Origin of the sequence: Spirillospora sp. CA-108201, assembly GCF_050936235.1 — a bacterium.
Taxonomy (GTDB): domain Bacteria; phylum Actinomycetota; class Actinomycetes; order Streptosporangiales; family Streptosporangiaceae; genus Spirillospora.
Genome location: NZ_JBNJNE010000001.1, coordinates 4,855,763 through 4,878,314, shown reverse-complemented (window position 1 = coordinate 4,878,314; position 22,552 = coordinate 4,855,763). Strand labels below are relative to the sequence as shown.

Genomic DNA, 22,552 nt, shown 5'->3' with positions numbered 1-22,552 from the left:
GACGGCCGCAGACCCGACGAGGAGGACCCAGTGGACATCACCCCCGAAGCCCGCAGCCGCCGGCTGGAAGAACGCATCGCGGTCGACCCCGGAGCCTTCCGGATCCTGACGGGCGACCGCCCGACCGGCCCGCTGCATCTCGGGCACTACTTCGGCACCCTGGCCAACCGGGCCCGCCTCCAGCGCGCGGGCGTGGAGCTGTTCGTCCTGGTGGCCGACTACCAGGTGCTCACCGACCGGGACGTCGCCGACCGCCTGTCGGAGCACGTCGAGGGCCTGGTCGCCGACTACCTGGCGGCCGGGATCGACCCGTCCACGGCGACGATCTTCCGGCACAGCTCCGTCCCGGCGCTGAACCAGCTCATGCTGCCGTTCCTGTCGCTCGTGTCGATCGCGGAGCTGAGCCGCAACCCCACGGTGAAGGACGAGATCGCGACGTCCCGGCAGGCGGCGGTCAGCGGGCTGATGTTCACCTACCCCGTCCACCAGGCCGCCGACATCCTGTTCTGCAAGGCCGACCTGGTTCCCGTCGGCAGGGACCAGCTCCCGCACCAGGAGATCACCCGGACGATCGCCCGCCGCTTCAACGAGCGCTACGGGCCCGTCTTCCCGGTGCCGGACGCCCTGCTGTCGTCCGCGCCGCTCCTGCTCGGGCTCGACGGCCAGAAGATGAGCAAGAGCCGCGGCAACGCCGTCGCCCTGTCCGCCACCGAGGACGAGACCGCGCGGCTGATCAGGCGTGCCGTCACCGACGCCGACCGGACCATCACCTACGACCCCGAGACCCGCCCCCAGGTCTCCGGCCTGGTGCAGCTCGCCGCGCTCTGCCAGGACCGCGACCCGCACGCCGTCGCCGCCGAGATCGGTGACGGCGGCGCGGCGGCGCTGAAGAAGGCCGCGACCGACTCGGTGAACGAGTTCCTGCGCCCGATCCGCGCCCGCCGCGCGGAGCTGGCCGCCGACCGGGCGTACCTGCGCGGCGTCCTGGCCGAGGGCGACGAGCGCGCCAACGCGGTCGCCGACCGGACGCTGGCGGAGGTAAGGGAGGCGATGGCGTCGTGAGAGCAGCGCCGCCGCCGGGTTAGAGATCCTTCTATGTTCGTCAAGCTCGGCTGATGGCTGTGTCGGTGGTGTTGAGGAGTCGGTAGATCTGGCGGGCTAGGTAGCGTTTGAGGCAGCGGCGGATCTCTTTGGTGGTGCGGCCTTGGGCCCGGCGTCGCTCGACGTAGGCGCGGGTTTGCGGGTCGTGGGTCATGCGGGTGAGGACGGCGATGTGCAGGGCTCGGTTCAGGCGCCTGTCGCCGCCGCGGTTGAGGCGGTGGCGGACGGTGTTTCCCGAGGACGCGGGGATGGGGTTCACTCCGGCCAGGGCGGCGAACGCGGCCTCGGAGCGCACCCGGCCGTGATGCGACCAGGCGGTCAGGCAGATGGCGGCGGTCACGGGCCCGATGCCGGTCTTGTTCAGCAATGGTGCGGCCTGGCTGGCCTGGACGAGCTGGGTCATGCGGGCGCCGTTGGCGGCGATCTGTTCGTCGAGTTCGAGCACGCGTTTGGCCAGCCGTATGGCCTCGGTGCGGGCGGTGGCAGCGCCCAGTTCCTCATCCCGAGCACGCCAGCGGGCCACCGTGGCGATCTGTGTGCCGGTCACTGGCTTGCGGGCATCGATACCCAGGTCGACGACGCGCAGGAGCGCGATCAGCGCGTTGAGGGTCGCGGTGCGTTCGGCCGTCATGTGGTCGCGGGCGGTGACCAGGACCCGCAGCGCGGCCCGCACCCCCTCGGCCAGGCGCGGGCGGCGCAACTCGCGGGTGTCCAGGGCGAGGACGGCGGCGGCGATGCGTTGAGCATCCAGCGGGTCGGACTTACCGATCCCGTGGTTGGCGCGCGCGTTCATCCGGGCCGCTTCGACCACCTGATAACCGGTCCGCTCGACCAGGGCTGCCAGACCGGCACCGTAGGACGCCACGCCCTCGATCACCCAGAGTGCGGCCAGGTCCGCGCCGGTGCGGCGGGCCGCCCACGCGATGGCGCGGGCCATGCCCGCCGCCGTGGTCGGGAACTGCCCGGTGTCGATGACCTCACCGGTGGCGGCAAGGATCGCCAGGACGTGGTTGCGGGCGTGGGTGTCGACGCCGATGACGAACGGGTGAGTTTGCGCGACGATGGCCACAGCGGCTCGGGTCCTTCCTATCCCAGGTACAGCGGTCCGGCCGCCGGCGGCCGGCGCCGGTCTGGATAGGAGTCACTTCGGGGCAGCACTGTGATGAGTCGCGCCCATCGGGCGGACAGCCTTCTGATCAGGTCACCGAGGTGGGCCAGGACGGCGTCGGCCGCCCCCGCCCCGGGACGGACAGATCTCTAGAAGAGCACCCCGGAAGGGGCCGAGCCTGTCTCGAGTCACGTCCAAGGTCGGAGCAGCCGACACCATCCTTGCCAGCCGATCCCAGACCAGCCAGCACAAGACTCACAGCCTGTCTCGAAGTGGCCTCGGCCACGCGCGCGAACGCGTGAGCTGCCCGGTGGAGCGAAGCCGGAGGCGAGCGGAGCCGGGCGGATCGCGAAGCGATGCCGCGTTCGCCCAGGCCCGGTCGCGTAGCGAGCCGCCAGGCGAGTGAAGTGGGCCGAGACGTGGAAACACAGCCGCCAGGCGAGCGCAGTGGGCCGGGACTGTGAAACACAGCCTCTAGCGGGGGGCGAGGCCGTTGAGGACGGTCGCGACGAGGTCGTCCACGAGGTCCGGCGACACCCGGTGCGCGAAGCCCCGGCCCTGGAACAGCAGCGACAGGACCGGCTCGTGGCAGGCGCCGACGATCAGCGAGGCGGCCGCCTCGACCCGGGCGTCCGGGGCGAGGCGGCCGAGGTCGCGCTCGCCGCGCAGGTAGGAGGCGAGCCGTTCGTTCCAGGTGCCGCCCCCGCCGCTCAGCGCCGCGAACCGGGCGAGGACGGCGGGCTGCGCGACCAGCCCGGTCAGCGCGGGCAGCAGCCCGTCGTGCAGGGCGAGGCCGTGCGCCACGTACGCGCGCAGGTTCTGCTCGACCGTGCCGGCGCCGGGCTCGGGCAGCTCGCCGAGCGGTCGCGCGACCGACTCGGCGTGCGCCCGCAGCGCGTGCGCGAGCAGCTCCTCCTTGTCGGCGAAGTGGTTGTAGAGGACGCCGTCGGCGACGCCCGCCTCCCGCGCGATCGCCCGGACGGTCAGGCCCGCCGTCCCGCGCTCGGCGATCATCCGCTCGGCCGTGGCGATCAGGTGGTCGCGCAGGGTCCGGTCGCCGGCGCCCAGCGCGGCCGCTCTTCTAGGTGACATCACCCCGCATCGTAATGAGCGAGCTCGAAACCGTGCGCGGCGAGTCGGGGCAGGAACTCCGGCCCGGCCGCGTCCTCGATGTGGTGGACGCCCGGCGGCGTGCCGTCCAGCCCCCGGACGACCATCGCCGCGGCCAGCCCCGTCGCCCGGCTCTGCCGCCGTCCGGAGAACGAGCGCACCGTCCCGCCGGACGCGACCGCCACCGCGAACCCGTCGCCGCCGACGTGGACGCGCCGGAACGCGGCCCGCAGCGGCGGCAGGTCCCGGACCGGGACGAGGCGGGGGAGGAGCGCGGTCATGGCGCGCGAGTCGAGGCAGAGGCCGGTGCGGACGCGTCCGGGGAGGGTGTACTGGTCGGAGAACGGGAAGCGGTGCACGGTCCGGACCCCGTAGGGCGGGGGGAACCGCATCCGCCACGACTCCCCGAGGCCGGCGAGGGAGTCGAGCGTCCAGTCCACGGCGGACGGCCCGTGCCGGTCGCCGGCGCCGATCAGGACGCCGATGTCGACGTCCCCGCCGCCGGCCTCGCGGGCCAGCAGGTTCGTGACGCCGGGGGCGAGCCCCACGCTCAGCACCGCCGCGGCGTTCCGCTCGGCGGCGAGGCCGTCCAGCTTCTCGATCCCGGCGAGCACCGCGTGCGACGCGGACACGTCGACGTAGTGGACGCCCCGGGCGAGGCACGCCTCGGCGACCCGCACGTTGCCCGTCTCCGCGCACATGACGACGGCGTCGGCGGCGAGCCGCCCCGGGTCGTCGCTCTTCAGGTCGAACCGCAGCGGGAGCGCGTCCGCCACGGTGCGGGCCTTGGCGAGGTCGCGCCCGGCGGCCACCACCTCGGGGACGTGCCCGAGCAGCCCCGCGACGACCTCCCGGCCGACCGCGCCGTACCCGCCGAGGACCACGACCCTCCTCATCGCCGTGCCGTGACCAGCCACGCGGTGCTGCGCAGGCGGACGGCGCCGTCGCGCTCGAACGGCCGCATGGCCTCGACGAGGGCGTCGCGGATCTCGTCGCTCCCGCCGTAGTTGTGGTGGATCGGGCCCCATCCGGCGAAGAACTCCCCGGCCTCGCGGGCGTCGCGCCCCCAGACCTGGTCGGCCTCGACCCTGCGGCTGGACACGCCGCGGAAGCCGGCGCGGCCGAGGATCTCCTGGACGCGGCCGGGGTCGGCGAGCGACAGCGGCCCGCCGTCGTGGCCGATCGGGGCGCGGTCGAGGGGCGGGAGCGCGGCCATGAGGGCCCCCATCTCGCTCTCGGCGAGCGGCGCCATGCACAGGAAGGCCAGCCGGCCGCCTTCGCGCAGCGCCCGCCGGACGTTGCCGAACGCGGCGACCGGGTCGGTGAAGAACATGATCCCGAACCGGCTGACGGCGACGTCGAACGCGGCGGCGGGGAACGGGTGCACCTGCGCGTCGCCGCGCTCGAAGGCCACGTTCGCGACCCCCTCCTCCTCGGCGAGGGCGCGGGCGCGGGCGAGCATCGGCCGGGAGAGGTCGACCCCCGCCGCGGCGCCGAGGGGCGCCCGCCGCGCCGCGAGCCGGGTGATCTGCCCGTTGCCGCAGCCGATGTCGAGGACCCGGTCGCGCGGCCCGATCGCGGCCGCCTCCAGCAGGGCCTCGTTGAACCCGCCGTTCATGGCGTCGTACCGGTCGTGGTGCTCGGCCCAGTGCTCGCCCTCGTACCCGTTCCACGCCTCCGCCTGGTGGGTGTTGACGATCTCCGTCATGGCTCTCCTCGTTGTGAACGTATGTTCATGAACGTGCGTTCATAATGTGGGCGAGGGGTCTCCGTGTCAAGGCGGGTGGGCCCGCAGGTGTAGAACGGAATTCTTCGTTCCCCTATGATGGGAGCCATGGAGACGGCACGAGCGCCCCTGAGCGGGCGGAAGGCGCAGGCCGCACGCAACGACGAACTCATCCGGGAGGCGGCGCGGGCGGTGTTCACCGCCGACCCCGGCGCGCCGATCTCGGCGGTGGCCGAGCACGCCGGGGTCGGGATCAGCGCGCTGTACCGCCGCTACAAGAGCAAGGAGGACCTGCTCCAGAAGCTCGCCGACGAGGGGATGGACCGCTACCTCGCCGAGGTGGAGGCGGCCCTGGACGACGAGGGCGACGCGTGGGAGGCCTTCGCCGCGTTCATGCGCCGCTGCCTGGACATCGGCGCGGGCTCCCTCACCATGCGGCTCGCGGGGAGCTTCGAGGTCACCGAGGACATGAGCCGCAAGGGCCGCGAGATCCACGTCGCGACGCAGCGGCTGCTGGAGCGCACCCGGGAGGCGGGCGGGCTCCGTCCCGAGATCGAGGTCGGCGACGTCTCGGTGATCCTGGAGTACCTGCACGGCATCCGGATCGGCGACGACGAGCGGATGAACCGGCTCCAGCACCGCTACCTGGCGCTGATCCTGGACGCTATGAACCTCACGGACCGGTACGAACTGCCCGGTCCTCCCCCGAGCTGGCAGGAGCTGGTCACGCGTTATGACGACTGAGCTGGGACGACGGGCGCTGAACCGGGCGCTGCTGGCCCGCCAGCTCCTGCTGGAGCGGCACGCCATGCCCGCGCTGGAGGCGATCGAGCATCTGGTCGGCCTCCAGGCGCAGGCGCCGAGCCCGCCCCACATCGGGCTGTGGAGCCGGCTCGCGGACTACGCGCTCGACGAGGCCGGCGAGCTGATCGCCGACCGCCGGGCGCTGCGGATGGTGCTGATGCGCGGGACGCTTCACCTGGTCAGCGCCCGCGACGCCCGCGCGCTGCGGCCGATGACCCAGGTGATCCTCGACAACCACCTGAAGGCGCGCGCGGCCGAGCTGGGGCACCTCGACCTCCCGGCCCTCACCGCGTGGGCGCGGGCCCTGCTGGAGGAGGAGCCGCGGTCCGACAAGGACCTGCGCGCGATGCTGGCCGAACGGTGGCCGGACGAGGACCCGGCGCTGCTGGTCTGGGCCGTCCGCTGCCGGCTGCCGCTCGTGCAGGTTCCGCCGCGCGGGATCTGGGGCTCCTCCGGGACGGCCCGGCACACGACGCTGGAGCACTGGCTGGGGCCCGCGGTGCCCGACCCGTCCCTGGAGGACCTCGTGCGGCGCTACCTGCGCGCGTTCGGGCCCGCGAGCGTCCAGGACGTCCAGCAGTGGGCCGGGCTGACGCGCCTGGGCGAGGTCGTCGAGCGGCTCAGGCCCGAGCTGGTGGCCTTCCGCGACGAGAACGGCCGGACGCTGTACGACCTGCCGGACGCGCCGCGGCCCGGTCCCGGGGCGGAGGCGCCGGTGCGGTTCGTCCCCGACTTCGACAACCTGCTGCTGTCCCACGCCGACCGGGCGCGGATCATCTCCGAGGAGCACCGCAAGCGCGTGTTCACCGTCAACGGCATCATCCGCGCGACGTTCCTCGTGGACGGCTTCGTCCACGGCATGTGGAAGATCGAGAAGGGCCGGGGCGAGGCGACGCTGCGGATCGAGCCGTTCGCCCCCGTCCCCGGGCCGGAGCGCGCCGCGCTGGAGGAGGAGGGCATGCGCCTGCTGGCCGTCGCCCACCCCAAGGCGAAGTCGCACGGCGTGGAGTTCGTCTAGCCTTCGCGGGCGCAGGGGGCCTCGCGGTCCGGGTCGAGGGAGCCCAGCAGGGCGTGCAGGATCTCGCGGAACTCCAGCATCTGCTCGCGGGTGAGCGGGTCGAACAGGTGCCGCCTGACCTCGGCGACGTGGCCCGGCGCCGCCTCCGCCAGGACCGCGAAGCCCTCGTCGGTCAGCCGGGCGATCGTGGTGCGCCGGTCGGCGGCGGGCTTGCACCGGCTCACCCAGCCGGCCTCCTCCAGCCGGTTCACCGCGTGCGACAGGCGGCTCGGGGACGAGTGGACGATCTCGGCGAGCTCGGTCATCGTCAGCGCGCGGCCGGGCGCCTCCGACAGCATCGCCAGGATCATGTAGTAGGTGTGCGGCAGGCCCGAGTCGCGCTGGAGCTGGCGGTCGAGGGCCTCGCCGAGCAGCCGGGACGTCCACAGGAAGGCGCGCCAGGTCTCCTGCTCGTCATCGTCGAGCCAGCGCGGCTCGGTCGTCGTCTCGCTGGTCACCGTCTCCGCCATGCCTCCATGCTACCCGGCATTTGAACCCTCAAGACTTGAATGTTCAACAAAATCGAGTACCGTTGAACACTCAAGTAAAGGGAGGACGATCATGACCAGGATGCCGGTGCTCTATCTCAGCCACGGCGCACCGCCGCTGGCCGACGACGCGCGGTGGACCGCCGAGCTGGCCCGCTGGTCGGCGGACCTGCCGAAGCCGGAGGCGATCCTCATGGTGTCGGCGCACTGGGAGGAGGCGCCGCTGAGCATCGGCGCCACCCGGCCGGTGCCGCTCGTCTACGACTTCTGGGGCTTCCCCGAGCACTACTACACCGTCCGGTACGACGCGCCCGGCGCGCCGGCCCTCGCCGACGACGTTCGCAGACTCATTCCCGGCGTCCATCAGGACGAAGAGCGCGGGCTGGACCACGGCGCGTACGTCCCGCTCGTGGAGATGTATCCGGACGCCGACGTCCCCGTGCTCCAGATGTCGATGCCCACCCTGGAGCCCGACCGCCTCTTCGAGGTCGGGCGGAGCCTCGCGCCGCTGCGCGACAAGGGCGTCCTCATCGTCGGGAGCGGCTTCACCACGCACAACCTGCGGGAGATGCGCCCGGACCCGGACGCCCCGCCGCCCGCGTGGTCGGCGGAGTTCGACGAGTGGACGGACGAGGCGGTGCGGGGCGGCGACGTGGACGCCCTGCTCGACTTCCGCGCCAAGGCTCCGGCCGCGCGCATCGCGCACCCGCGGACGGAGCACTTCGCGCCCCTGTTCGTCGCGCTCGGCGCCGACGCCGACGCCGCCTCGCGGCGGCGGTCGGTCATCGACGGCTACTGGCTCGGACTGGCCAAGCGCTCGTTCCAGTTCGGCTGACCGGGGGTCAGTCGGTGCGGACGGGCACGTCCATCCGCGCGAAGCCGGTGCGCCAGGACGCGACCTGCGGCTTCCACCCGAGGCTCAGCGCCCTGGCGTTGGAGGCCGGACGGCCCGTCGCGGCCGCGTGCTTGCCGGCGCTGCCCGGGGTGGGCGCGCCGAGCGCCGCGCTGTAGACCGGCAGCCAGTCCGCCGTGGTCGCCGGCTCGTCGTCGACCACGTTGACGATCCCGGCGGGCCAGTCCAGGGCGGCGAGCGCCGCCGAGGCCGCGTCGTCGGCGTGCACGAACGACGTCCAGGACGGCGCCTCGCGCAGGACGCCCGCCCGCACCCGCTTGGCGATCGCGCCGTCGGGCGCGTACCAGGTCCCGGGGCCGTAGAGCGCCCCGTACCGCAGGACGACGCCGTGCGGCATCTCGGCGACCGCCTCCTCCAGCGCCGCGATGCCGGCGTAGGGCGGCAGGTGCGTGTCGAGCGGGTCGGTCTCGACGGCGGGCGCGTCGCCCGGCACGTACAGCCAGGCGATGCTCTGGGCGACCATGGTCCGCACGCCGGCGGCCTTCGCCGCGTCGACCAGGTTGCGGGTGCCGACGATCCGCAGGCGCGAGTTGGCCTCGAAGTCCTCGTCGCTGAGATCGGTGAGCTGGTGGACCACCGCGTCGGGACGCACGGCGGCCATGACGTCGCGCACCGCGGCGGCGTCGAGCACGTCCAGGACGACCGGCGCCGCGCCGAGATCGCTGATCATGCCGGTGCGTCCGGTTCGGCGCGTCGTCCCTACGACCTCGTGGCCCGCCTGGACGAGCAGCGGGATCAGCCGGCGGCCGACTACTCCGGTCGCTCCGGCGAGGAGAATCTTCAAGGGGGTACCTCCGCGACTTTCACGCGATCGTGCATCGTCTGCTGTGGGGTCTGCCAGCACTGGTCACGTCCGGCGTTCCGCATGGACACCCCCCTGCGTCCGGCCGGACGAAGTCGGACGGGCCACACCGCCCCCCGGCGGCTCGTCCGCCATGAGCGTACCGCCGGGAAGCGCCCGAACGCGTTTCGCGTGCACCGCGGGTGAGAATTCTTGTTCTCTGACGGGATTCGGCACTGCGAAGGATCGGCGGCACATGAAGATCACTCTTGTCCACGGCGACATCACCGAGCAGAAGGTCGGCGCGGTCGTGAACGCGGCGAACTCGTCGCTGCTGGGCGGGGGCGGGGTGGACGGCGCGATCCACCGCAGGGGCGGTCCGGAGATCCTGGAGGAGTGCCGCAGGCTCCGCTCGTCCCACTACGGCGGCGGGCTGCCGACGGGCCAGGCGGTGGCGACGACGGCGGGGCTGCTGCCCGCCGCATGGGTGATCCACACCGTCGGCCCGGTGTACTCCTCCTCCGAGGACCGCTCCCACCAGCTCGCCTCCTGCTACCGCGAGTCCCTGCGCGTCGCCGACGAGCTCGGCGTCGGCTCGATCGCCTTCCCCGCCGTGTCGGCCGGCATCTACGGCTGGCCCATGGACGACGCCGCCCGCATCGCGGTCGGCACCGTCAGGGGCACCCCGACGCAGGTGATGGACGCCCGCTTCGTCCTGTTCTCCGAGGCCGCCTACGACGCCTTCGAGCGCGCCGTGGGAGCGCTCTAGCTGTACTCGGTCATGATCTGGGCGCCGTCGGGGGACGGGCTCAGCCCTCGTCGTCGTCCTTCGGTGGGGGCACCACCAGGACCGGTCGGTGGGCGTGGTGCAGCACGCGGGTGGACACGCTGCCCAGGATCACCGACCGGGCCCCCGCCAGGCCGCGCGAGCCGGTGACGACGAGGGAGGCGTTCAGCTCCTCCGCGACGTCCACGATCGCGGCCCACACCGGCCCCCCGCCGCGCTCGGCGCGCACCGCCACCTCGGTCAGGCCCGCCTTGGCGGCGATGTCGGCGCCCTGCTGGGCGAGCCGCTCGGCCTGCTTCTCCTCCTCGTACTGCTCGCCCTCCTCGATCGTGCCCGCCACGGGCACCGCGGCGGCGAGCGGGGCCCAGGAGATCTGGGTGAGCAGCGGCTCCCACACCGTCATGATCACGGTCGGCTCGTCGCGCAGGTGGCGCGCGACGTACTCGACCGCCGCCCGCGCGTCGTCAGAACCGTCGTATGCGATGAGAACTGTCATGCGACCAACTTCTCCACCCCGGCGCGCCGCGAACGCGAACGGGGAGGTCAGTGGCGAATCTCTCAGCCCGGGGGCTGCCTCCCCCGCGCCCTCACCCGCGCGATGGGGGGCGGCCGGCGCCGGGCGGGCCGGCGAAGGCCTGCGCGACGTCCAGCCAGCGGCCGGCGTCGGGGCCGGTCGCGGTGAGGTCCAGGTCGGCGCGGTGGCGGCGCTGGGTCACCGCGTGGCAGAAGTCGAGGGCGGGACCGGTGACCGACTGGCCGGCGTCCGGCGGGCCCCAGGCCCATTCGTCGCCGTCCGGGCCGCGCAGCACGACGCGGAACTCCTCGGCGGGAGGCTCCAGCCCCCGGGTGCGGAACGCGAAGTCGCGGGTGCGGACGCCGATGTGCGCGACGTGCCGGAGGCGGTGCGTGGGGTCGCGGCGCCGGCCGAGCGCGTCGGCGACGTCCTCTCCGTGCGCCCAGGTCTCCATGAGCCGGGCGGTCGCCATGGACGCGGCGCTCATCGGCGGGCCGAACCAGGGCAGGCGTGTGCCGGGCGGGACGGCGGCGAGGGCGTCCACCATCCGGCGGCGGCCCTCCCGCCAGCGGGCGAGCAGGCGGGCGGGCTCCTCCCGGGCCCCCTCCCGCGCGCCGGCCTCGACGTAGCCGCCCGGGTCCGCCATGGCCTCCTCGACGATCCCCGCGAACGCGGCGGCGTCGGCGGCCGCGACGGCCGCCTGCGCGTCCGTCCAGGCCAGGTGCGCGATCTGGTGCGCGATCGTCCAGCCCTCGGCCGGCGTCGGGCCCGCCCAGCGCCCGGCGGCCAGCGGCGCGACCAGGGCGTCGACGGAGTCGCCCTCGGCGGCGAGGTCGGCGAGCAGGAGCGTCAGGTCCGGCATCCCGCAATGATCTCGTGCCGCGGGGGCCCGGTACAGGGCCGGGCGGGATCCCGTTCAGCCGAGGAGGGCGCGGGCGGCGGCGTAGTCGGCCTTGCCGTTCGGCAGCCGCAGCCCCCGGTCGGTGCGCACGAACGCCTTCGGGATCACGCAGCCGCCGCCGCACCAGCCGCCGAGCGCCGACCACGTGCCACCGCCGTGCATGAGCGGCGGCCCGACCAGCACGCGGACGTCGCTGCGGACGGCCCGCTCGACCGCCTCGCCGAGGTCGGTGACGGGCGTCCCGTCGCGGCGCCGCAGGCCGAGCGGCCCGGTCATCAGGTCGCCGATCCGCCACAGCACGCCCTTCGGCAGCCCCGTGGTGCCGCCGGTGTAGAGGATGTGCAGGTCGCCGGGGCCCGGCCGGACGGGGAGGGGCTCGGGGGACGCCTTGGCGAGCGCGTCCTCGTAGTCGAGCGCGCCGGGAAGAAGGGCGGCGCCCGAGTCGTCCGCCACCTGGAGCAGGAGCGGGGCGGCGCGGAATCCGCCGGCCACCCGGCCGATCACGTCGGCGAACCGCGCGTGGTAGAGGACGGCGGCCGGCCGGGCGTCGGCGAACAGCTGGGCCAGCTCGTCGTCCACGTACCGGTAGTTGACGTTGAACGGCGCGACCCGCGCTTTGTGCGCGCCGACCAGACCCTCCAGGTACTCGGGCCCGTTGTGCAGGTAGAGCGCGAGATGGTCGTGGGGCGACTCCCACGGCTCGGCCGCCGCGGCGCCGCCCGCCTGTGCGCGCGGGCCGAGGCCGTGGGCGTGCAGGACGTTCGCCAGCCGCCGCGTCCGGTCGGCGACCTCGCGCCAGGTCGTCCGGCGCTCGCGCCACACCAGGCACTCGCGGTCGGGGATCGCGGCGGCGATGGCCTCGTGCAGGGTCGCCAGGTCGAGCATCGGCACTCCTCCGGGGGACGGGGCGTCGGCAGCACCGTAACCGATGACTTACCGAATGCGGTTCAGTGGGTGAGATCTCACGAAGTCGGCTGACGTACGAGGCATAGCGCGGGACCCCCGACAATTACCCCGTGCCCCCTGTCCCCAGGCCGCGGGGGGAGGTGACCCGCGGCACGACCGCCCCCAACCGGCTGCGCCGGATCGACCGCTGGATCGCCGCCACCCAGACCGCCGCGCTGCGCTCCGGCGCGCGGCCGCTGGCCGTCGACCTCGGCTACGGCGCGTCCCCGGTCACCACCTTCGAGCTGTACTCGCGGCTCCGCCCGGTGTCGCCCCGCCTGGAGGTCGTCGGCATCGAGATCGAGCCCGCCCGGGTCGCCGCCGGGGTCGCCTTCGCCGCAGCGACCGGCCCCCACGAAGGGCTGTCGTTCCGGCGCGGCGGCTTCGAACTGCCGGTGCCCCGGCCGCCGGTCCTGGTCCGGGCGTTCAACGTCCTGCGGCAGTACGACGAGACGGCCGCGTGGCGCGCGTGGGACGACCTGCGCGCGCGCCTCGCCCCCTCGGGCGTCCTGGTCGAGGGGACGTGCGACGAGATCGGGCGCCGTGCCGTCTGGGTGACGCTCACCGAGGACGGCCCTCGGACCATCACGTTCGCTGCCCACGTGGGCTCGCTCGAACGGCCGTCCGTGCTGGCCGAACGGCTGCCCAAGACGCTGATCCACCGGAACGTGCCCGGCGAGCCCGTCCACGAGTTCCTGACCGCGTTCGACCGGTGCTGGGCGACGGCGGCGCCCCACTCGGCGTTCGGCCCCCGCGCGCGCTGGGTCGAGGCCGTGTCCCTTCTGGCGCTGAGCCACCCCGTCCTCTCACGGCCACCGTACGGCGGCCGGAACCGGTGGCGCCTCGGCGAGGTCACGCTTCCCTGGAGCGCCGTCGCGCCCCTCGCGCCGTGAGGCCCTGCTCGCGGTGGGGCCCTACTCGCGGTGGAGCTTGTGCGGGGCCGCCTGGACCCGCGGCTGGACGTCGATGCGGTCGATGTTGACGTGCGGCGGGCGGGTGACGGCCCAGGCGACGCAGTCGGCGACGTCGTCGGCGACCAGCGGCTCGGGGACGCCCTCGTACGGCTTGGCCGCCTTCTCCTCGTCCCCGCGGAAGCGCACCAGCGAGAACTCCTCGGTCTTCACCAGGCCCGGCGCGATCTCGGTGACCCGGACGGGCTCGGCGACCAGTTCCAGGCGCAGCACCTCGTTGACCGCGTAGGCGGCGTACTTGGCCGCGTTGTACCCGCCGCCGCCCTCGTAGGGGACGTGCCCGGCCAGCGAGGTGATGTTGACGACGTGGCCCGCGCCGCTCTCGACGAGCTTCGGCAGGATCGCCTTGGTGACGCGGGCGAGGCCGATGACGTTGCTGTCGTACATCGACCGCCAGTCGTCCAGGTCGGCGGTCGCGACGCTGTCCAGGCCGAGCGCCCCGCCGGCGTTGTTGACCAGGACGTGGCAGCCGCCGACGGCCTCCGCGAGCGCGTCCACCGACTCCTGCGAGGTCACGTCCAGGGTGAACGGCGCGATCCTCCCCGCGCCCGGCACGCTCTCCGCGATCTCGCGGGCGAGGGCGTCGAGCCGGTCCCGGCGCCGCGCGGCGAGCACGACGTTGAACCCCTCGGCCGCCAGGCGCCTCGCCGTGGCCGCCCCGATGCCGCTGCTTGCTCCGGTCACAATCGCCGTCTTGCGCATGCGTCCAGTCTTCCGGGTGGGTGAGCGTGGATCGGCAGAGTAAGCCAGAACGCCGGCCTGTCCGCGCGTCGCCCGCGGGTGAGGTGCGTCACTGCGGGGGCCGGTCGTGCTTGCCGCCCTCGCCGAGGGAACACGGAACCCGGTCGATAGGTTGCACTGTCGGAGGTGGTGTCGGGTGTCACGTCATATCAGCCGGGTTGCGACAGTGAGTGTACATACGTCCCCTCTGGACCAACCGGGCACCGGCGACGCCGGCGGCCTGAACGTCTACGTCGTCGAGGTCGCCAAGCGGCTCGCCGCCAGGGGCGTCGAGGTGGACATCTTCACCCGCGCGACCTCGCGGGCCCTTCCGCCCTCCGTGGAGCTCGCGCCGGGCGTCCTCGTCCGCAACGTCGTCGCCGGGCCGTTCGAGGAGCTCGACAAGACCGAACTGCCCCGCCACCTGTGCGGGTTCACCTCCGGCGTGCTGCGCGCCGAGGCCGCCCACGACCCCGGCCACTACGACCTCCTCCACACGCACTACTGGCTGTCCGGCCAGGCGGGATGGGCGGCCAAGGAGCGGTGGGGCGTCCCGCTCGTCCACTCCATGCACACGATGGCCAAGGTCAAGAACGCGGCGCTCGCGGACGACGACAAGCCCGAGCCGGACGAGCGCGTCCTCGGCGAGGAGCAGGTCGTGGCCTCGGCCGACCAGCTCGTCGCCAACACCGCCAAGGAGGCCGGGGAGCTCGTCGACCTCTACCGCGCCGACCCCTCCCGCGTCGCGACCGTCAGCCCCGGCGTCGACCTGTCGCTGTTCCGCCCCGAGTCGCCCCTCATCGCCCGCGGCGCCGGGCTCCTGCCGCACCGGACCGGGCCCGCCCGCCGCCGCCTCGGCCTGCCCCGCGACGCCTACGTGCTGCTGTTCGTCGGCCGCATCCAGCCGCTGAAGGCCCCCGACGTGCTGCTGCGCGCCGTGGCCCGCATGCTCGCCGACGACCCGGCGCTGCGCTCGCGGCTCGTCGTCGCCGTCGTCGGCGGCCCGAGCGGCTCGGGGCTGTGCCGCCCGGCGGGCCTGCAACTGCTCGCCGCCGAACTCGGCATCTCCGACGTCATGCGCTTCGAGCCGCCGTCGCCGCAGCACGAGCTGGCCGACTGGTACCGCGCCGCGGACGTCACCGTCGTCCCGTCCCACAGCGAGTCGTTCGGGCTCGTCGCCGTCGAGTCCCAGGCCTGCGGGACGCCGGTCGTGGCGTCCCGCGTCGGCGGGCTGTGCACGGCCGTGGCCGACGACGAGTCCGGCGTGCTGATCTCCGGCCACGACCCCGCCGACTACGCCGCCGTCCTGCGGCGCCTGCACGCCGAGCCCGGCCTGCACGCCCGCCTCGCCCGCGGCGCCGTCCGCCACGCGCGCGACTTCGGCTGGGATGCCACCGTCGACCGGCTGCTCGACGTGTATACCGGTGCCATGCCGGCGCCGGCCGCGGCCGTGCGGGCCACCGTTTGAGCCAAGCCGACCGGGGGCCGGGGGAGCCGCCCTCCGAGGGGGAGCGCACATGACCGTCGCCGAGACCATCCGCGAGACGCTGAGGTCCAACGAGCTGGAGTTCGAGGAGCCGCGCGAGGACGCGTTCTTCGTCAAGCTCCCCGGGCAGCACAAGCTCGCCACCATGACGTGGCTCATCGCCGGCGACCACTCGCTGCACGTCGAGGCGTTCTTCTGCCGCCGCCCCGACGAGAACCACGCCGAGTTCTACCGGTTCCTCCTGGAGAAGAACGGCCGCATGTACGGGGTCGCCTTCGCGCTCGACGACGTCGGCGACGTCCACCTCGTCGGGAAGGTCCCGCTCGAATCGGTGTCCCCGGAGGAGATCGACCGGCTCCTCGGCTGCGTCCTCACCTACTCCGACGAGAACTTCGACAAGGCGCTGGAGCGCGGGTTCAAGTCGTCCATCCAGCGCGAGTGGGACTGGCGCGTCAAGCGCGGCGAGAGCCTCGCCAACCTCCAGGCCTTCGCCTCCTTCGCGGACCCGGCCAACCGCGAGTGACCCGTGCGGGGCCGCTAGGCTCTGGTGCCATGGCGACCCTGGTATTGCTCCGGCATGGCGAAAGCGTCTGGAACGCGGAAGGGCTGTTCACCGGCTGGGTGGACGTCGACCTCTCCGCGAAGGGCGAGAGCGAGGCGACCAAGGGCGGCGACCTGCTGCTCGACGCCGACATCACCCCCGACGTGCTGCACACCTCCCTGCTGAAGCGGGCCATCCGCACCGCCAACATCGCCCTGGACGTGGCCGACCTGCTCTGGATCCCGGTGAAGCGCTCCTGGCGCCTCAACGAGCGCCACTACGGCGCGCTCCAGGGCAAGAACAAGGCGCAGACGCGCGAGGAGTTCGGCGAGGAGCAGTTCACGACCTGGCGCCGCTCCTACGACACCCCGCCGCCGCCGATCAAGGACGACGACCCCCTGTCGCAGGTCAACGACCTGCGCTACGCCGAGCTGCCGTCCGAGCTGATCCCGCGCTCGGAGTGCCTCGCCGACGTCGTCGACCGCATGCTGCCCTACTGGTACGACTCGATCATCCCCGACCTGGCCGCGAACAGGACCGTCATGGTCGCCGCGCACGGCAACTCCCTGCGCGCCCTGGTCAAGCACCTGGACGACATCTCCGACGAGAAGATCGTCGGCCTGAACATCCCCACCGGCATCCCGCTCGTCTACGAGCTCGACGACGACTTCACCCCGCTCAAGCGCGGCGGCGAGTACCTCGACCCGGCCGCCGCCAAGGCCGCCATCGAGGCCGTCAAGAACCAGGGCGCCGGCCCGGGCGGAGGCGCGGCCAAGCCCGCCGCGAAGAGCCCCGCCCCGAAGGAGGAGCGCAAGACCAGGCGCGGCAAGCGCAAGTGAGCCCCGAGGGGCCGCCCCGGCGGCCCCTCGCATGCCGGACCCCGACGGGTGCGGTCACCCGGCGCTCGCGGGAACGCGATCGCGGTCGCGGCGGTGGATGCGCACCGCGACGGCCAGCCCGGCGAGGGTGAGCACGGCCGCGACGGGGAAGAGCGAGCGCGGCCCCGGCCCGCCGATCAGCGTCCCGCCGAGCCAGCCGGCGAACGCGGCGGCGACCTGGAACCCGGAGGCGTTGACGGCCACCGCCAGCGTCGGGGCGGCGCCCGCCGCGGTCAGGACGCGGGTCTGCATGCCCGGGATGATCGCGAAGGCCAGCACGCCGAGCGCGAAGGTCATCGCGGCGGCGAGCGGCCGGACGCCGCTCACCGCCCAGAACAGCGCCAGGGCGCCAGCGAGCACGCCGAGGAGCCAGGCCAGGGACGGCATCAGCGCCCGGTCCGAGAGCCGCCCGCCGAGGAAGTTCCCGGCGACCGCCCCCGCCCCGTACACCAGGAGCAGCGCCGGGACGGCGTCCTCGGTGAACCCGCCGACCTCGGTGAGCAGCGGCGCGATGTAGGTGAAGACGGTCACCACGCCCACGTTGCCCAGGGCGGTGAGGGCGATCGCCAGGCGCACGTCCCGTCCCGCGAACACGCGGAGCTCGCCCCGGAGCGGACCGGTCGCGGCGGCGGGCAGGGCCGGGACGAACCGCAGCACCATAAGCAGGGCCGCGGCGGTGAGCACGGCGATCGAGGCGAAGGTCGCCCGCCAGCCGAGGCCCTGGCCGATCAGGGTGCCCAGCGGGGCGCCGAGGACGATGCCGAGGTTCAGCCCGAGCGCCACCTTCGCGATGGTGGAGGACTCCCTGCCCGCGGGGGCCGTGGACGCGGCGGTGGCGACGGCGACCGCGAAGAACGTGGCCACGACCAGGCCCGCGGCGAACCGGGCCGCGAGCAGCACCGGGTAGTTCGGCGCCAGCGCGGAGCCGAGGTTGCCGAGGACCGAGACGGCGATGAGGCCGGTCACGAGCGGCTTGCGCGGCACCCGCGCCGTCAGGACGGTGACGACCGGGCCACCGACGATCATGCCGAGCGCGTAGGCGCTCACCAGCCGCCCGGCGGCGGGCACCGAGACGCCGAGGTCGGCCGCCACGTCCGGCAGGATGCCCGCGATGACGAACTCGCCGGTGGTCAGGCCGAAGACGACCAGCATGAGGGAGAGAAGGGCTGGGGGCACGCGGCGCTCCATTTATTTCGAACTCGGATGATCCGAGTTAGCAATATCATGATTCGAAGCACACGCGCTACACTCGGGGCATGGGCGAGCAGATGGAGCGGGACGTGTGCAAGCTGGTCCACCGGTTCGCGCAGCGGCTCGACGTCCACGCCCGCCGCGTCGCCGACCAGGTCGGCATGACCGCCGCCCAGGTCGTCGCGCTCCGCGAGCTGTCGGAACCGATCACGGCCCGCGAGCTCTCCCACCGCATGGCCTGCGAGGCGTCGAACGCGACCTTCGTCATCGACCGGCTCGAAGGGCAGGGCCTCGTCGAGCGCCGCCCCCATCCGGGCGACCGCCGCGCGAAGCAGATCGTCCTCACCCCGGACGGCGAACGCTGCCGCGCCGACGTCCTCGAACGCCTCGACGCCGACTCGCCGCTGACCTCGCTCGCCCCGGCCGAACAGGAGTCGCTGCGCGACCTCCTCAGGACGCTTCTGGGCGAGCCCGTCTGACGAGAACCCGCCCTGGGGAGGTCCGTCCAGCGGCGGGCGGGCCGGTGGAGAGCCCCGCCTCAGCGGGTGAAGGCGAGGCGGGCGGCGCGGCCCTTCTCGCCCGCCGCCCAGCAGCCGCCGTCGGGCGCGCAGTCGACGGTGTCGAAGCTCCCGGTGTCGAACCGGGTCCACGTGCGGCCCCCGTCGAGGGTGCCGTCGCTGCCCGTGGGGCCCACCGCCAGCGCGGCCGGGCCCGCCTGCGCCGGCCACACGGCCCCCGACCGGTACTCGGCCGGCGGGCGGCGCGCCGGACGCCAGGTGCGGCCCCCGTCGGAGGTCGTCGCCGCGGCCGCCGGGGACGGCCGCCCCGGCCGGTAGTCGCCGCCGACGGCGACGCCGTGCCGGGAGTCGCGGAACGCCACCGCGAACACGCCCTGGGACGGGCTGGACGGCAGGGGCGTGTCGGCGACGGTCCAGGTGAGCCCGCGGTCCCCGGAGTGGAACACACGCGCGCGGGACGCCCCGCCCGTCGCCAGCCACACGTCCCGCGGCCCGTGGCTCACCAGGCACTGCCCGCTGGCGGCGAACCCGGCCTCGCCCTCCAGCGCCGGGGGCATGCCCGCGGACGGCAGCACCCGCCAGCTGCGGCCCGCGTCGCTGGTGGAGATGATCCGGAACCGGCCGTCCACGGGGTCGCTGACGGCGAGCCCGTGCCGGGCGTCGAAGAACGTGACGCAGTCGTAGAACGCCTTGGGATCGTCGTTCTCGAAGCCGAGCGTCCAGGTGGCGCCGCCGTCCGAGGTCCGGTAGACGCGGGACGCGTCGCCCTCGCCGATGGCCAGCACGACCGCCCGCCGCGCGTCGAACGCCTCGACGTCGCGGAACTCCAGGCCCCGCGCTCCCGCCGGGGCGACGTCGCGCCACGTGCGGCCGCCGTCGGTCGTCCGCAGCACGGTCCCGCCGCTGCCCGCCAGCCAGGCGACCTCGCGGCCGACCGCCGCCAGGCCGCGCAGGCGCGCCTCGCCGCCGGTCGGGGTGAGCCGCCAGGCGGGCCCGCGCGCCCCCGGCCCCGCCTGCGCCGGCGCGGCGCCCGGCGCCCCGAGGGACGCCGCCGCCACCGCTCCGCACACCCCGGCCAGCGTGATCGCCCGGACCAGCGCCCGCATCGGTCTCATGACGCGCAAGCTAACGAACGTTGATCAAGCCGTCCAGACCCCGGGGCCCGCGCGGCGCCGGCCGGTTCAGGCCGAGTCGATGATCTCCTCGGGACGCTGGCCGGTCACCAGGTAGACGACGTTCTCCGCGACGTGCACGGCGTGGTCGGCGAAGCGCTCGAAGTAGCGCCCGGCGAGCGTGATGTCGACGGCCGGCTCGACGCCGTGCCGCCACTTCGGCGACAGCAGCATGTCGAACAGGCGGCGGTGCAGCCGGTCCATCTGGTCGTCGTCGGCGTCCAGCTCCAGGCCCATCTCGACGTCCTGGGACGCGATCACGCTGCCCGTCTTGGCGATCATGCGCTCGGCGATCTGGCCCATCTCCAGGACGATCGCCTGCAGCTCGGGCGGGACGGCCGACTCGGGGTGGCGGCGCCGGGCCGTCTTGGCGATGTGCACGGCGAGGTCGCCCATGCGCTCCAGGTCGCCGCTCATCCGCAGCGCGGTGATCAGGGTCCGCAGGTCGCCGGCGACCGGCTGCTGGCGGGCCATCAGGTCGAACACCGTCGCCTCGATGGCGGCGTCGATCTTGTTGACGTGCTCGTCCCCGCTGATGACCTCCTCCGAAAGCCGCAGGTCGGCGTCCAGGAGGGCGGTCACCGCGCGGGCCATCGCGGACCGGACGAGGCGGGTCATCTCCACCAGGCTGTCGGTGAGGGAGTCGAGTTCCTCGTGGTAGGCGTCGCGCACTTGAGCATCCTTCGATGTGAACGGGGGCGGGCAGGGCGGACTCGCCCACGCCACACTTTGCCCCACGGGCGTGAACGCATCCGAAGGGAAAGGTGAACTTTCGGGTAACGAGAAGGCGCTGACCAGCCCGGAGGTGAAGCATCGCTCCGATCGCCGCTTACGATCCGAGGTGTGGAGGTCGAGATTGTCGCGAGCCTGACAGGGCTCGCCGGGCTCGCGATCGGGCTCGCGACTGGATTGGCGGTGCGGGTGAGCGAGCGAGCCCAGCGGACGGCGGTTGCGACGAACCCGGTGGGCAGCCTGCCACCGGGCGTCGCCTCGGTCCTGAGCGTCCTGCGGTCCTCGGCCGTGGTGGTGGACGGCGAGGACCGGGTGCTGCGGGCCAGTTCCGCGGCGCGGGCGTACGGCCTGGTCAGCGGCGACCACCTGGTGGTGGACGCGGTGATCGCGATGACCCGGCTCGTCCGCCGCGACGGGGAGATCCGCGAGATCGAGATCCAGATCGGCCCGGTCGGCGGCCGCCGCCGGGCCGACGGGCGCTGGTTCGCGGTGCGGGTCGCGCCGCTCGGGTCGCACGGGCTCGTCCTCGTGCTCGCCGAGGACCTCACCGACATGCGCCGCACCGAGGCGATCCGCCGCGACTTCGTGGCGAACGTCAGCCACGAGCTGAAGACCCCCGTGGGCGCGCTGTCCCTGCTCGCCGAGACCGTCGAGGGCGCCGCCGACGACCCCGAGGCCGTCCGCCGGTTCGCCGGCCGGATGCAGTACGAGTCGGTGCGGCTGAACAACCTCGTCCAGGACCTGATGACGCTGTCGCGCGTCCAGGGCGACGAGCCGCTGCCCGAGCTCATCCCGATCACCCTCGACGAGGTGATGGCCGAGGCGCTCGACCGCTGCCAGATCAAGGCGGTCGCCAAGGACATCCAGCTCGCGGCCGGCGGCGAGGACGGGCTGCGGGTCCGCGCCGACCAGGAGCTGCTGGTCACCGCGCTGCGCAACCTCGTCGACAACGCCGTCGCCTACAGCCCCGAGCACACCCGCGTGGTGGTGTCGACCCGCCGGTGCGACGAGACGCACGTCGAGATCAACGTGACCGACCAGGGCATCGGCATCCCGGAGGCGGAGATCGAGCGGATCTTCGAGCGGTTCTACCGGGTCGACCCCGCCCGCTCCCGCCAGACCGGCGGCACCGGCCTCGGCCTCGCCATCGTCAAGCACGTCACCAGCAAGCACGGCGGCGAAGTCACGGTGTGGAGCAAGGAGGGGCACGGGTCGACGTTCACGATCCGGCTCCCCCTGATCGACACGCCGCGCCGCCGGACGGCCGCAGACCCAGCCCCAGAGAACACCGCCCGGGAGGCAACACCGTGACCCGCGTGCTCGTCGTGGAAGACGAGGAGTCCTTCAGCGACGCCCTCTCGTACAACCTGCGCAAGGAGGGCTTCGAGGTGGCCGTCGCCGCCACCGGCCCCGACGCGCTGGACATCTTCGAGCGCAACGGTGCCGACCTCGTGCTCCTCGACCTGATGCTGCCCGGTCTGCCCGGCACCGAGGTGTGCCGCGAGCTGCGCGCCCGCTCCAGCGTCCCGGTGATCATGCTGACCGCCAAGGACAGCGAGGTCGACAAGGTCGTCGGCCTGGAGCTCGGCGCCGACGACTACGTCACCAAGCCGTTCTCCACCCGGGAGCTGATCGCCCGCATGCGGGCCGTCCTGCGCCGCCAGGGCGAGGTCGAGGAGCCCGCGCCCGCGACGCTGGAGGCCGGCCCGGTCCGGATGGACGTGGAACGCCACGTGGTCAGCGTCGGCGGCGAGCCCGTCCAGCTCCCGCTCAAGGAGTTCGAGCTCCTGGAGGTGCTGCTGCGCAACGCCGGCCGCGTCCTCACCCGCATGCAGCTGATCGACCGCGTGTGGGGCGCCGACTACGTGGGCGACACCAAGACCCTGGACGTCCACATCAAGCGCCTCCGCGCCAAGGTCGAGGAAGTCCCCTCCACCCCGCGCTACATCGTCACCGTCCGAGGCCTCGGCTACAAGTTCGAGCCCTGAGCTGTGTCTTCGCAGTCCCGGCTCACTTCGCTCGCCTGGCGGCTCGCTGCGTGACAGGGCAGGTCACGCGTTCGCGCGCATGGCTGAGACCACTGTGAAACACGCCCTGGCCGAACGGCC

25 protein-coding genes are annotated in these 22,552 nt (G+C 73.7%); 12 read left to right on the top strand and 13 right to left on the bottom strand.

The features are described from left to right. The first annotated feature begins 30 nt into the window (after nucleotides 1-30). Nucleotides 31-1,062 carry a tryptophan--tRNA ligase gene (trpS, locus tag ACQEU6_RS23510; RefSeq protein ID WP_499334992.1) on the top strand — a complete coding sequence of 344 codons (1,032 nt, stop codon included), beginning with the start codon at nucleotides 31-33 and terminating at the stop codon, nucleotides 1,060-1,062. Between the two features lie 40 nt (nucleotides 1,063-1,102). Here the strand turns inward: trpS and ACQEU6_RS23505 are convergent, their stop codons facing one another. The 4 genes from ACQEU6_RS23505 to ACQEU6_RS23490 form a co-directional block, all read right to left on the bottom strand. Beyond that, on the bottom strand, nucleotides 1,103-2,170 hold the full coding sequence (locus ACQEU6_RS23505) for an IS110 family RNA-guided transposase (protein WP_499334990.1): 1,068 nt from the start codon (nucleotides 2,168-2,170) through the stop codon (nucleotides 1,103-1,105). Between the two features lie 513 nt (nucleotides 2,171-2,683). Continuing rightward, the gene (locus ACQEU6_RS23500) at nucleotides 2,684-3,301 is read right to left on the bottom strand and encodes a TetR/AcrR family transcriptional regulator (protein WP_499334988.1); all 618 of its coding nucleotides are present in this window, start codon (nucleotides 3,299-3,301) and stop codon (nucleotides 2,684-2,686) included. After that, nucleotides 3,301-4,215 (bottom strand): saccharopine dehydrogenase NADP-binding domain-containing protein, encoded by a 915-nt coding sequence (locus ACQEU6_RS23495; RefSeq protein ID WP_499334986.1) that lies wholly within the window; start codon nucleotides 4,213-4,215, stop codon nucleotides 3,301-3,303. The genes ACQEU6_RS23500 and ACQEU6_RS23495 overlap by 1 nt, the downstream gene beginning before the upstream one ends. After that, nucleotides 4,212-5,027: a class I SAM-dependent methyltransferase gene (locus ACQEU6_RS23490; RefSeq protein WP_499334984.1), complete on the bottom strand. Its 816-nt coding sequence runs from the start codon at nucleotides 5,025-5,027 to the stop codon at nucleotides 4,212-4,214. Before ACQEU6_RS23490 ends, ACQEU6_RS23495 begins: the two co-directional genes overlap by 4 nt. Nucleotides 5,028-5,153: 126 nt before the next feature. Here ACQEU6_RS23490 and ACQEU6_RS23485 point away from each other — a divergent pair, with 126 nt between their 5' ends. Further along, the gene (locus ACQEU6_RS23485; RefSeq protein WP_499334982.1) at nucleotides 5,154-5,789 is read left to right on the top strand and encodes a TetR/AcrR family transcriptional regulator; all 636 of its coding nucleotides are present in this window, start codon (nucleotides 5,154-5,156) and stop codon (nucleotides 5,787-5,789) included. Beyond that, nucleotides 5,779-6,867 carry a winged helix DNA-binding domain-containing protein gene (locus tag ACQEU6_RS23480; RefSeq protein WP_499334981.1) on the top strand — a complete coding sequence of 363 codons (1,089 nt, stop codon included), beginning with the start codon at nucleotides 5,779-5,781 and terminating at the stop codon, nucleotides 6,865-6,867. Before ACQEU6_RS23485 ends, ACQEU6_RS23480 begins: the two co-directional genes overlap by 11 nt. Here the strand turns inward: ACQEU6_RS23480 and ACQEU6_RS23475 are convergent. After that, nucleotides 6,864-7,376 carry a MarR family winged helix-turn-helix transcriptional regulator gene (locus tag ACQEU6_RS23475; RefSeq protein WP_499334979.1) on the bottom strand — a complete coding sequence of 171 codons (513 nt, stop codon included), beginning with the start codon at nucleotides 7,374-7,376 and terminating at the stop codon, nucleotides 6,864-6,866. The genes ACQEU6_RS23480 and ACQEU6_RS23475 overlap by 4 nt on opposite strands. Nucleotides 7,377-7,467: 91 nt before the next feature. Between ACQEU6_RS23475 and ACQEU6_RS23470 the strand changes: the two genes are divergently transcribed. Next, complete coding sequence (locus ACQEU6_RS23470) at nucleotides 7,468-8,229, top strand: dioxygenase family protein (protein ID WP_499334977.1); 762 nt, start codon at nucleotides 7,468-7,470, stop codon at nucleotides 8,227-8,229. 7 nt (nucleotides 8,230-8,236) lie between these two features. Here ACQEU6_RS23470 and ACQEU6_RS23465 read toward each other — a convergent pair whose 3' ends face one another. Then, nucleotides 8,237-9,091, bottom strand: coding sequence for an NAD-dependent epimerase/dehydratase family protein (locus ACQEU6_RS23465; protein ID WP_499334975.1), 855 nt, complete (start codon nucleotides 9,089-9,091; stop codon nucleotides 8,237-8,239). 253 nt (nucleotides 9,092-9,344) lie between these two features. Between ACQEU6_RS23465 and ACQEU6_RS23460 the strand changes: the two genes are divergently transcribed. Continuing rightward, a complete protein-coding gene (locus ACQEU6_RS23460; protein WP_499334973.1) occupies nucleotides 9,345-9,857 on the top strand; it encodes an O-acetyl-ADP-ribose deacetylase in 513 nt (170 codons plus the stop codon). Between the two features lie 40 nt (nucleotides 9,858-9,897). On the opposite strand, the gene ACQEU6_RS23455 is transcribed toward ACQEU6_RS23460, so the two are convergent. The 3 genes from ACQEU6_RS23455 to ACQEU6_RS23445 all read right to left on the bottom strand — a co-directional run bounded on the left by ACQEU6_RS23455 (nucleotide 9,898) and on the right by ACQEU6_RS23445 (nucleotide 12,175). Further along, nucleotides 9,898-10,371, bottom strand: coding sequence for a universal stress protein (locus ACQEU6_RS23455; protein WP_499334971.1), 474 nt, complete (start codon nucleotides 10,369-10,371; stop codon nucleotides 9,898-9,900). Nucleotides 10,372-10,462: 91 nt separating this feature from the next. Continuing rightward, nucleotides 10,463-11,251 (bottom strand): TIGR03084 family metal-binding protein, encoded by a 789-nt coding sequence (locus ACQEU6_RS23450; RefSeq protein WP_499334969.1) that lies wholly within the window; start codon nucleotides 11,249-11,251, stop codon nucleotides 10,463-10,465. Between the two features lie 54 nt (nucleotides 11,252-11,305). Further along, complete coding sequence (locus ACQEU6_RS23445; protein ID WP_499334967.1) at nucleotides 11,306-12,175, bottom strand: AMP-binding protein; 870 nt, start codon at nucleotides 12,173-12,175, stop codon at nucleotides 11,306-11,308. A 131-nt stretch (nucleotides 12,176-12,306) separates the two neighbouring features. Between ACQEU6_RS23445 and ACQEU6_RS23440 the strand changes: the two genes are divergently transcribed. After that, nucleotides 12,307-13,128: a class I SAM-dependent methyltransferase gene (locus tag ACQEU6_RS23440; RefSeq protein ID WP_499334965.1), complete on the top strand. Its 822-nt coding sequence runs from the start codon at nucleotides 12,307-12,309 to the stop codon at nucleotides 13,126-13,128. 21 nt (nucleotides 13,129-13,149) lie between these two features. On the opposite strand, the gene ACQEU6_RS23435 is transcribed toward ACQEU6_RS23440, so the two are convergent. Continuing rightward, nucleotides 13,150-13,908: an SDR family NAD(P)-dependent oxidoreductase gene (locus ACQEU6_RS23435; protein WP_499334963.1), complete on the bottom strand. Its 759-nt coding sequence runs from the start codon at nucleotides 13,906-13,908 to the stop codon at nucleotides 13,150-13,152. Nucleotides 13,909-14,083: 175 nt separating this feature from the next. On the opposite strand from ACQEU6_RS23435, the gene mshA reads away from it, so the two are divergent. From mshA to ACQEU6_RS23420, 3 genes are read left to right on the top strand one after another with little or no spacing between them, the layout of a single operon-like run. Beyond that, nucleotides 14,084-15,394 (top strand): D-inositol-3-phosphate glycosyltransferase, encoded by a 1,311-nt coding sequence (gene mshA, locus ACQEU6_RS23430; protein ID WP_499334961.1) that lies wholly within the window; start codon nucleotides 14,084-14,086, stop codon nucleotides 15,392-15,394. 49 nt (nucleotides 15,395-15,443) lie between these two features. Next, nucleotides 15,444-15,935: a type III secretion system chaperone family protein gene (locus ACQEU6_RS23425; RefSeq protein ID WP_499334959.1), complete on the top strand. Its 492-nt coding sequence runs from the start codon at nucleotides 15,444-15,446 to the stop codon at nucleotides 15,933-15,935. Between the two features lie 29 nt (nucleotides 15,936-15,964). Further along, entirely contained in the window at nucleotides 15,965-16,792 is an 828-nt protein-coding gene (locus tag ACQEU6_RS23420; RefSeq protein ID WP_499334958.1) for a phosphoglyceromutase, read from the top strand. A gap of 54 nt (nucleotides 16,793-16,846) precedes the next feature. Here the strand turns inward: ACQEU6_RS23420 and ACQEU6_RS23415 are convergent, their stop codons facing one another. Next, nucleotides 16,847-18,007 (bottom strand): MFS transporter, encoded by a 1,161-nt coding sequence (locus ACQEU6_RS23415; RefSeq protein ID WP_499334956.1) that lies wholly within the window; start codon nucleotides 18,005-18,007, stop codon nucleotides 16,847-16,849. An 80-nt stretch (nucleotides 18,008-18,087) separates the two neighbouring features. Here ACQEU6_RS23415 and ACQEU6_RS23410 point away from each other — a divergent pair, with 80 nt between their 5' ends. Beyond that, complete coding sequence (locus ACQEU6_RS23410) at nucleotides 18,088-18,501, top strand: MarR family winged helix-turn-helix transcriptional regulator (RefSeq protein WP_499334954.1); 414 nt, start codon at nucleotides 18,088-18,090, stop codon at nucleotides 18,499-18,501. A 59-nt stretch (nucleotides 18,502-18,560) separates the two neighbouring features. Here the strand turns inward: ACQEU6_RS23410 and ACQEU6_RS23405 are convergent, their stop codons facing one another. After that, entirely contained in the window at nucleotides 18,561-19,655 is a 1,095-nt protein-coding gene (locus ACQEU6_RS23405) for a WD40/YVTN/BNR-like repeat-containing protein (RefSeq protein WP_499334952.1), read from the bottom strand. A gap of 66 nt (nucleotides 19,656-19,721) precedes the next feature. After that, on the bottom strand, nucleotides 19,722-20,384 hold the full coding sequence (gene phoU, locus ACQEU6_RS23400; RefSeq protein ID WP_179844304.1) for a phosphate signaling complex protein PhoU: 663 nt from the start codon (nucleotides 20,382-20,384) through the stop codon (nucleotides 19,722-19,724). 171 nt (nucleotides 20,385-20,555) lie between these two features. Here phoU and ACQEU6_RS23395 point away from each other — a divergent pair, with 171 nt between their 5' ends. Beyond that, nucleotides 20,556-21,755 (top strand): sensor histidine kinase, encoded by a 1,200-nt coding sequence (locus ACQEU6_RS23395; RefSeq protein ID WP_499334949.1) that lies wholly within the window; start codon nucleotides 20,556-20,558, stop codon nucleotides 21,753-21,755. 5 nt (nucleotides 21,756-21,760) lie between these two features. Next, entirely contained in the window at nucleotides 21,761-22,432 is a 672-nt protein-coding gene (locus ACQEU6_RS23390; protein WP_476692268.1) for a winged helix-turn-helix domain-containing protein, read from the top strand. The last annotated feature ends 120 nt before the right edge of the window (nucleotides 22,433-22,552 follow it).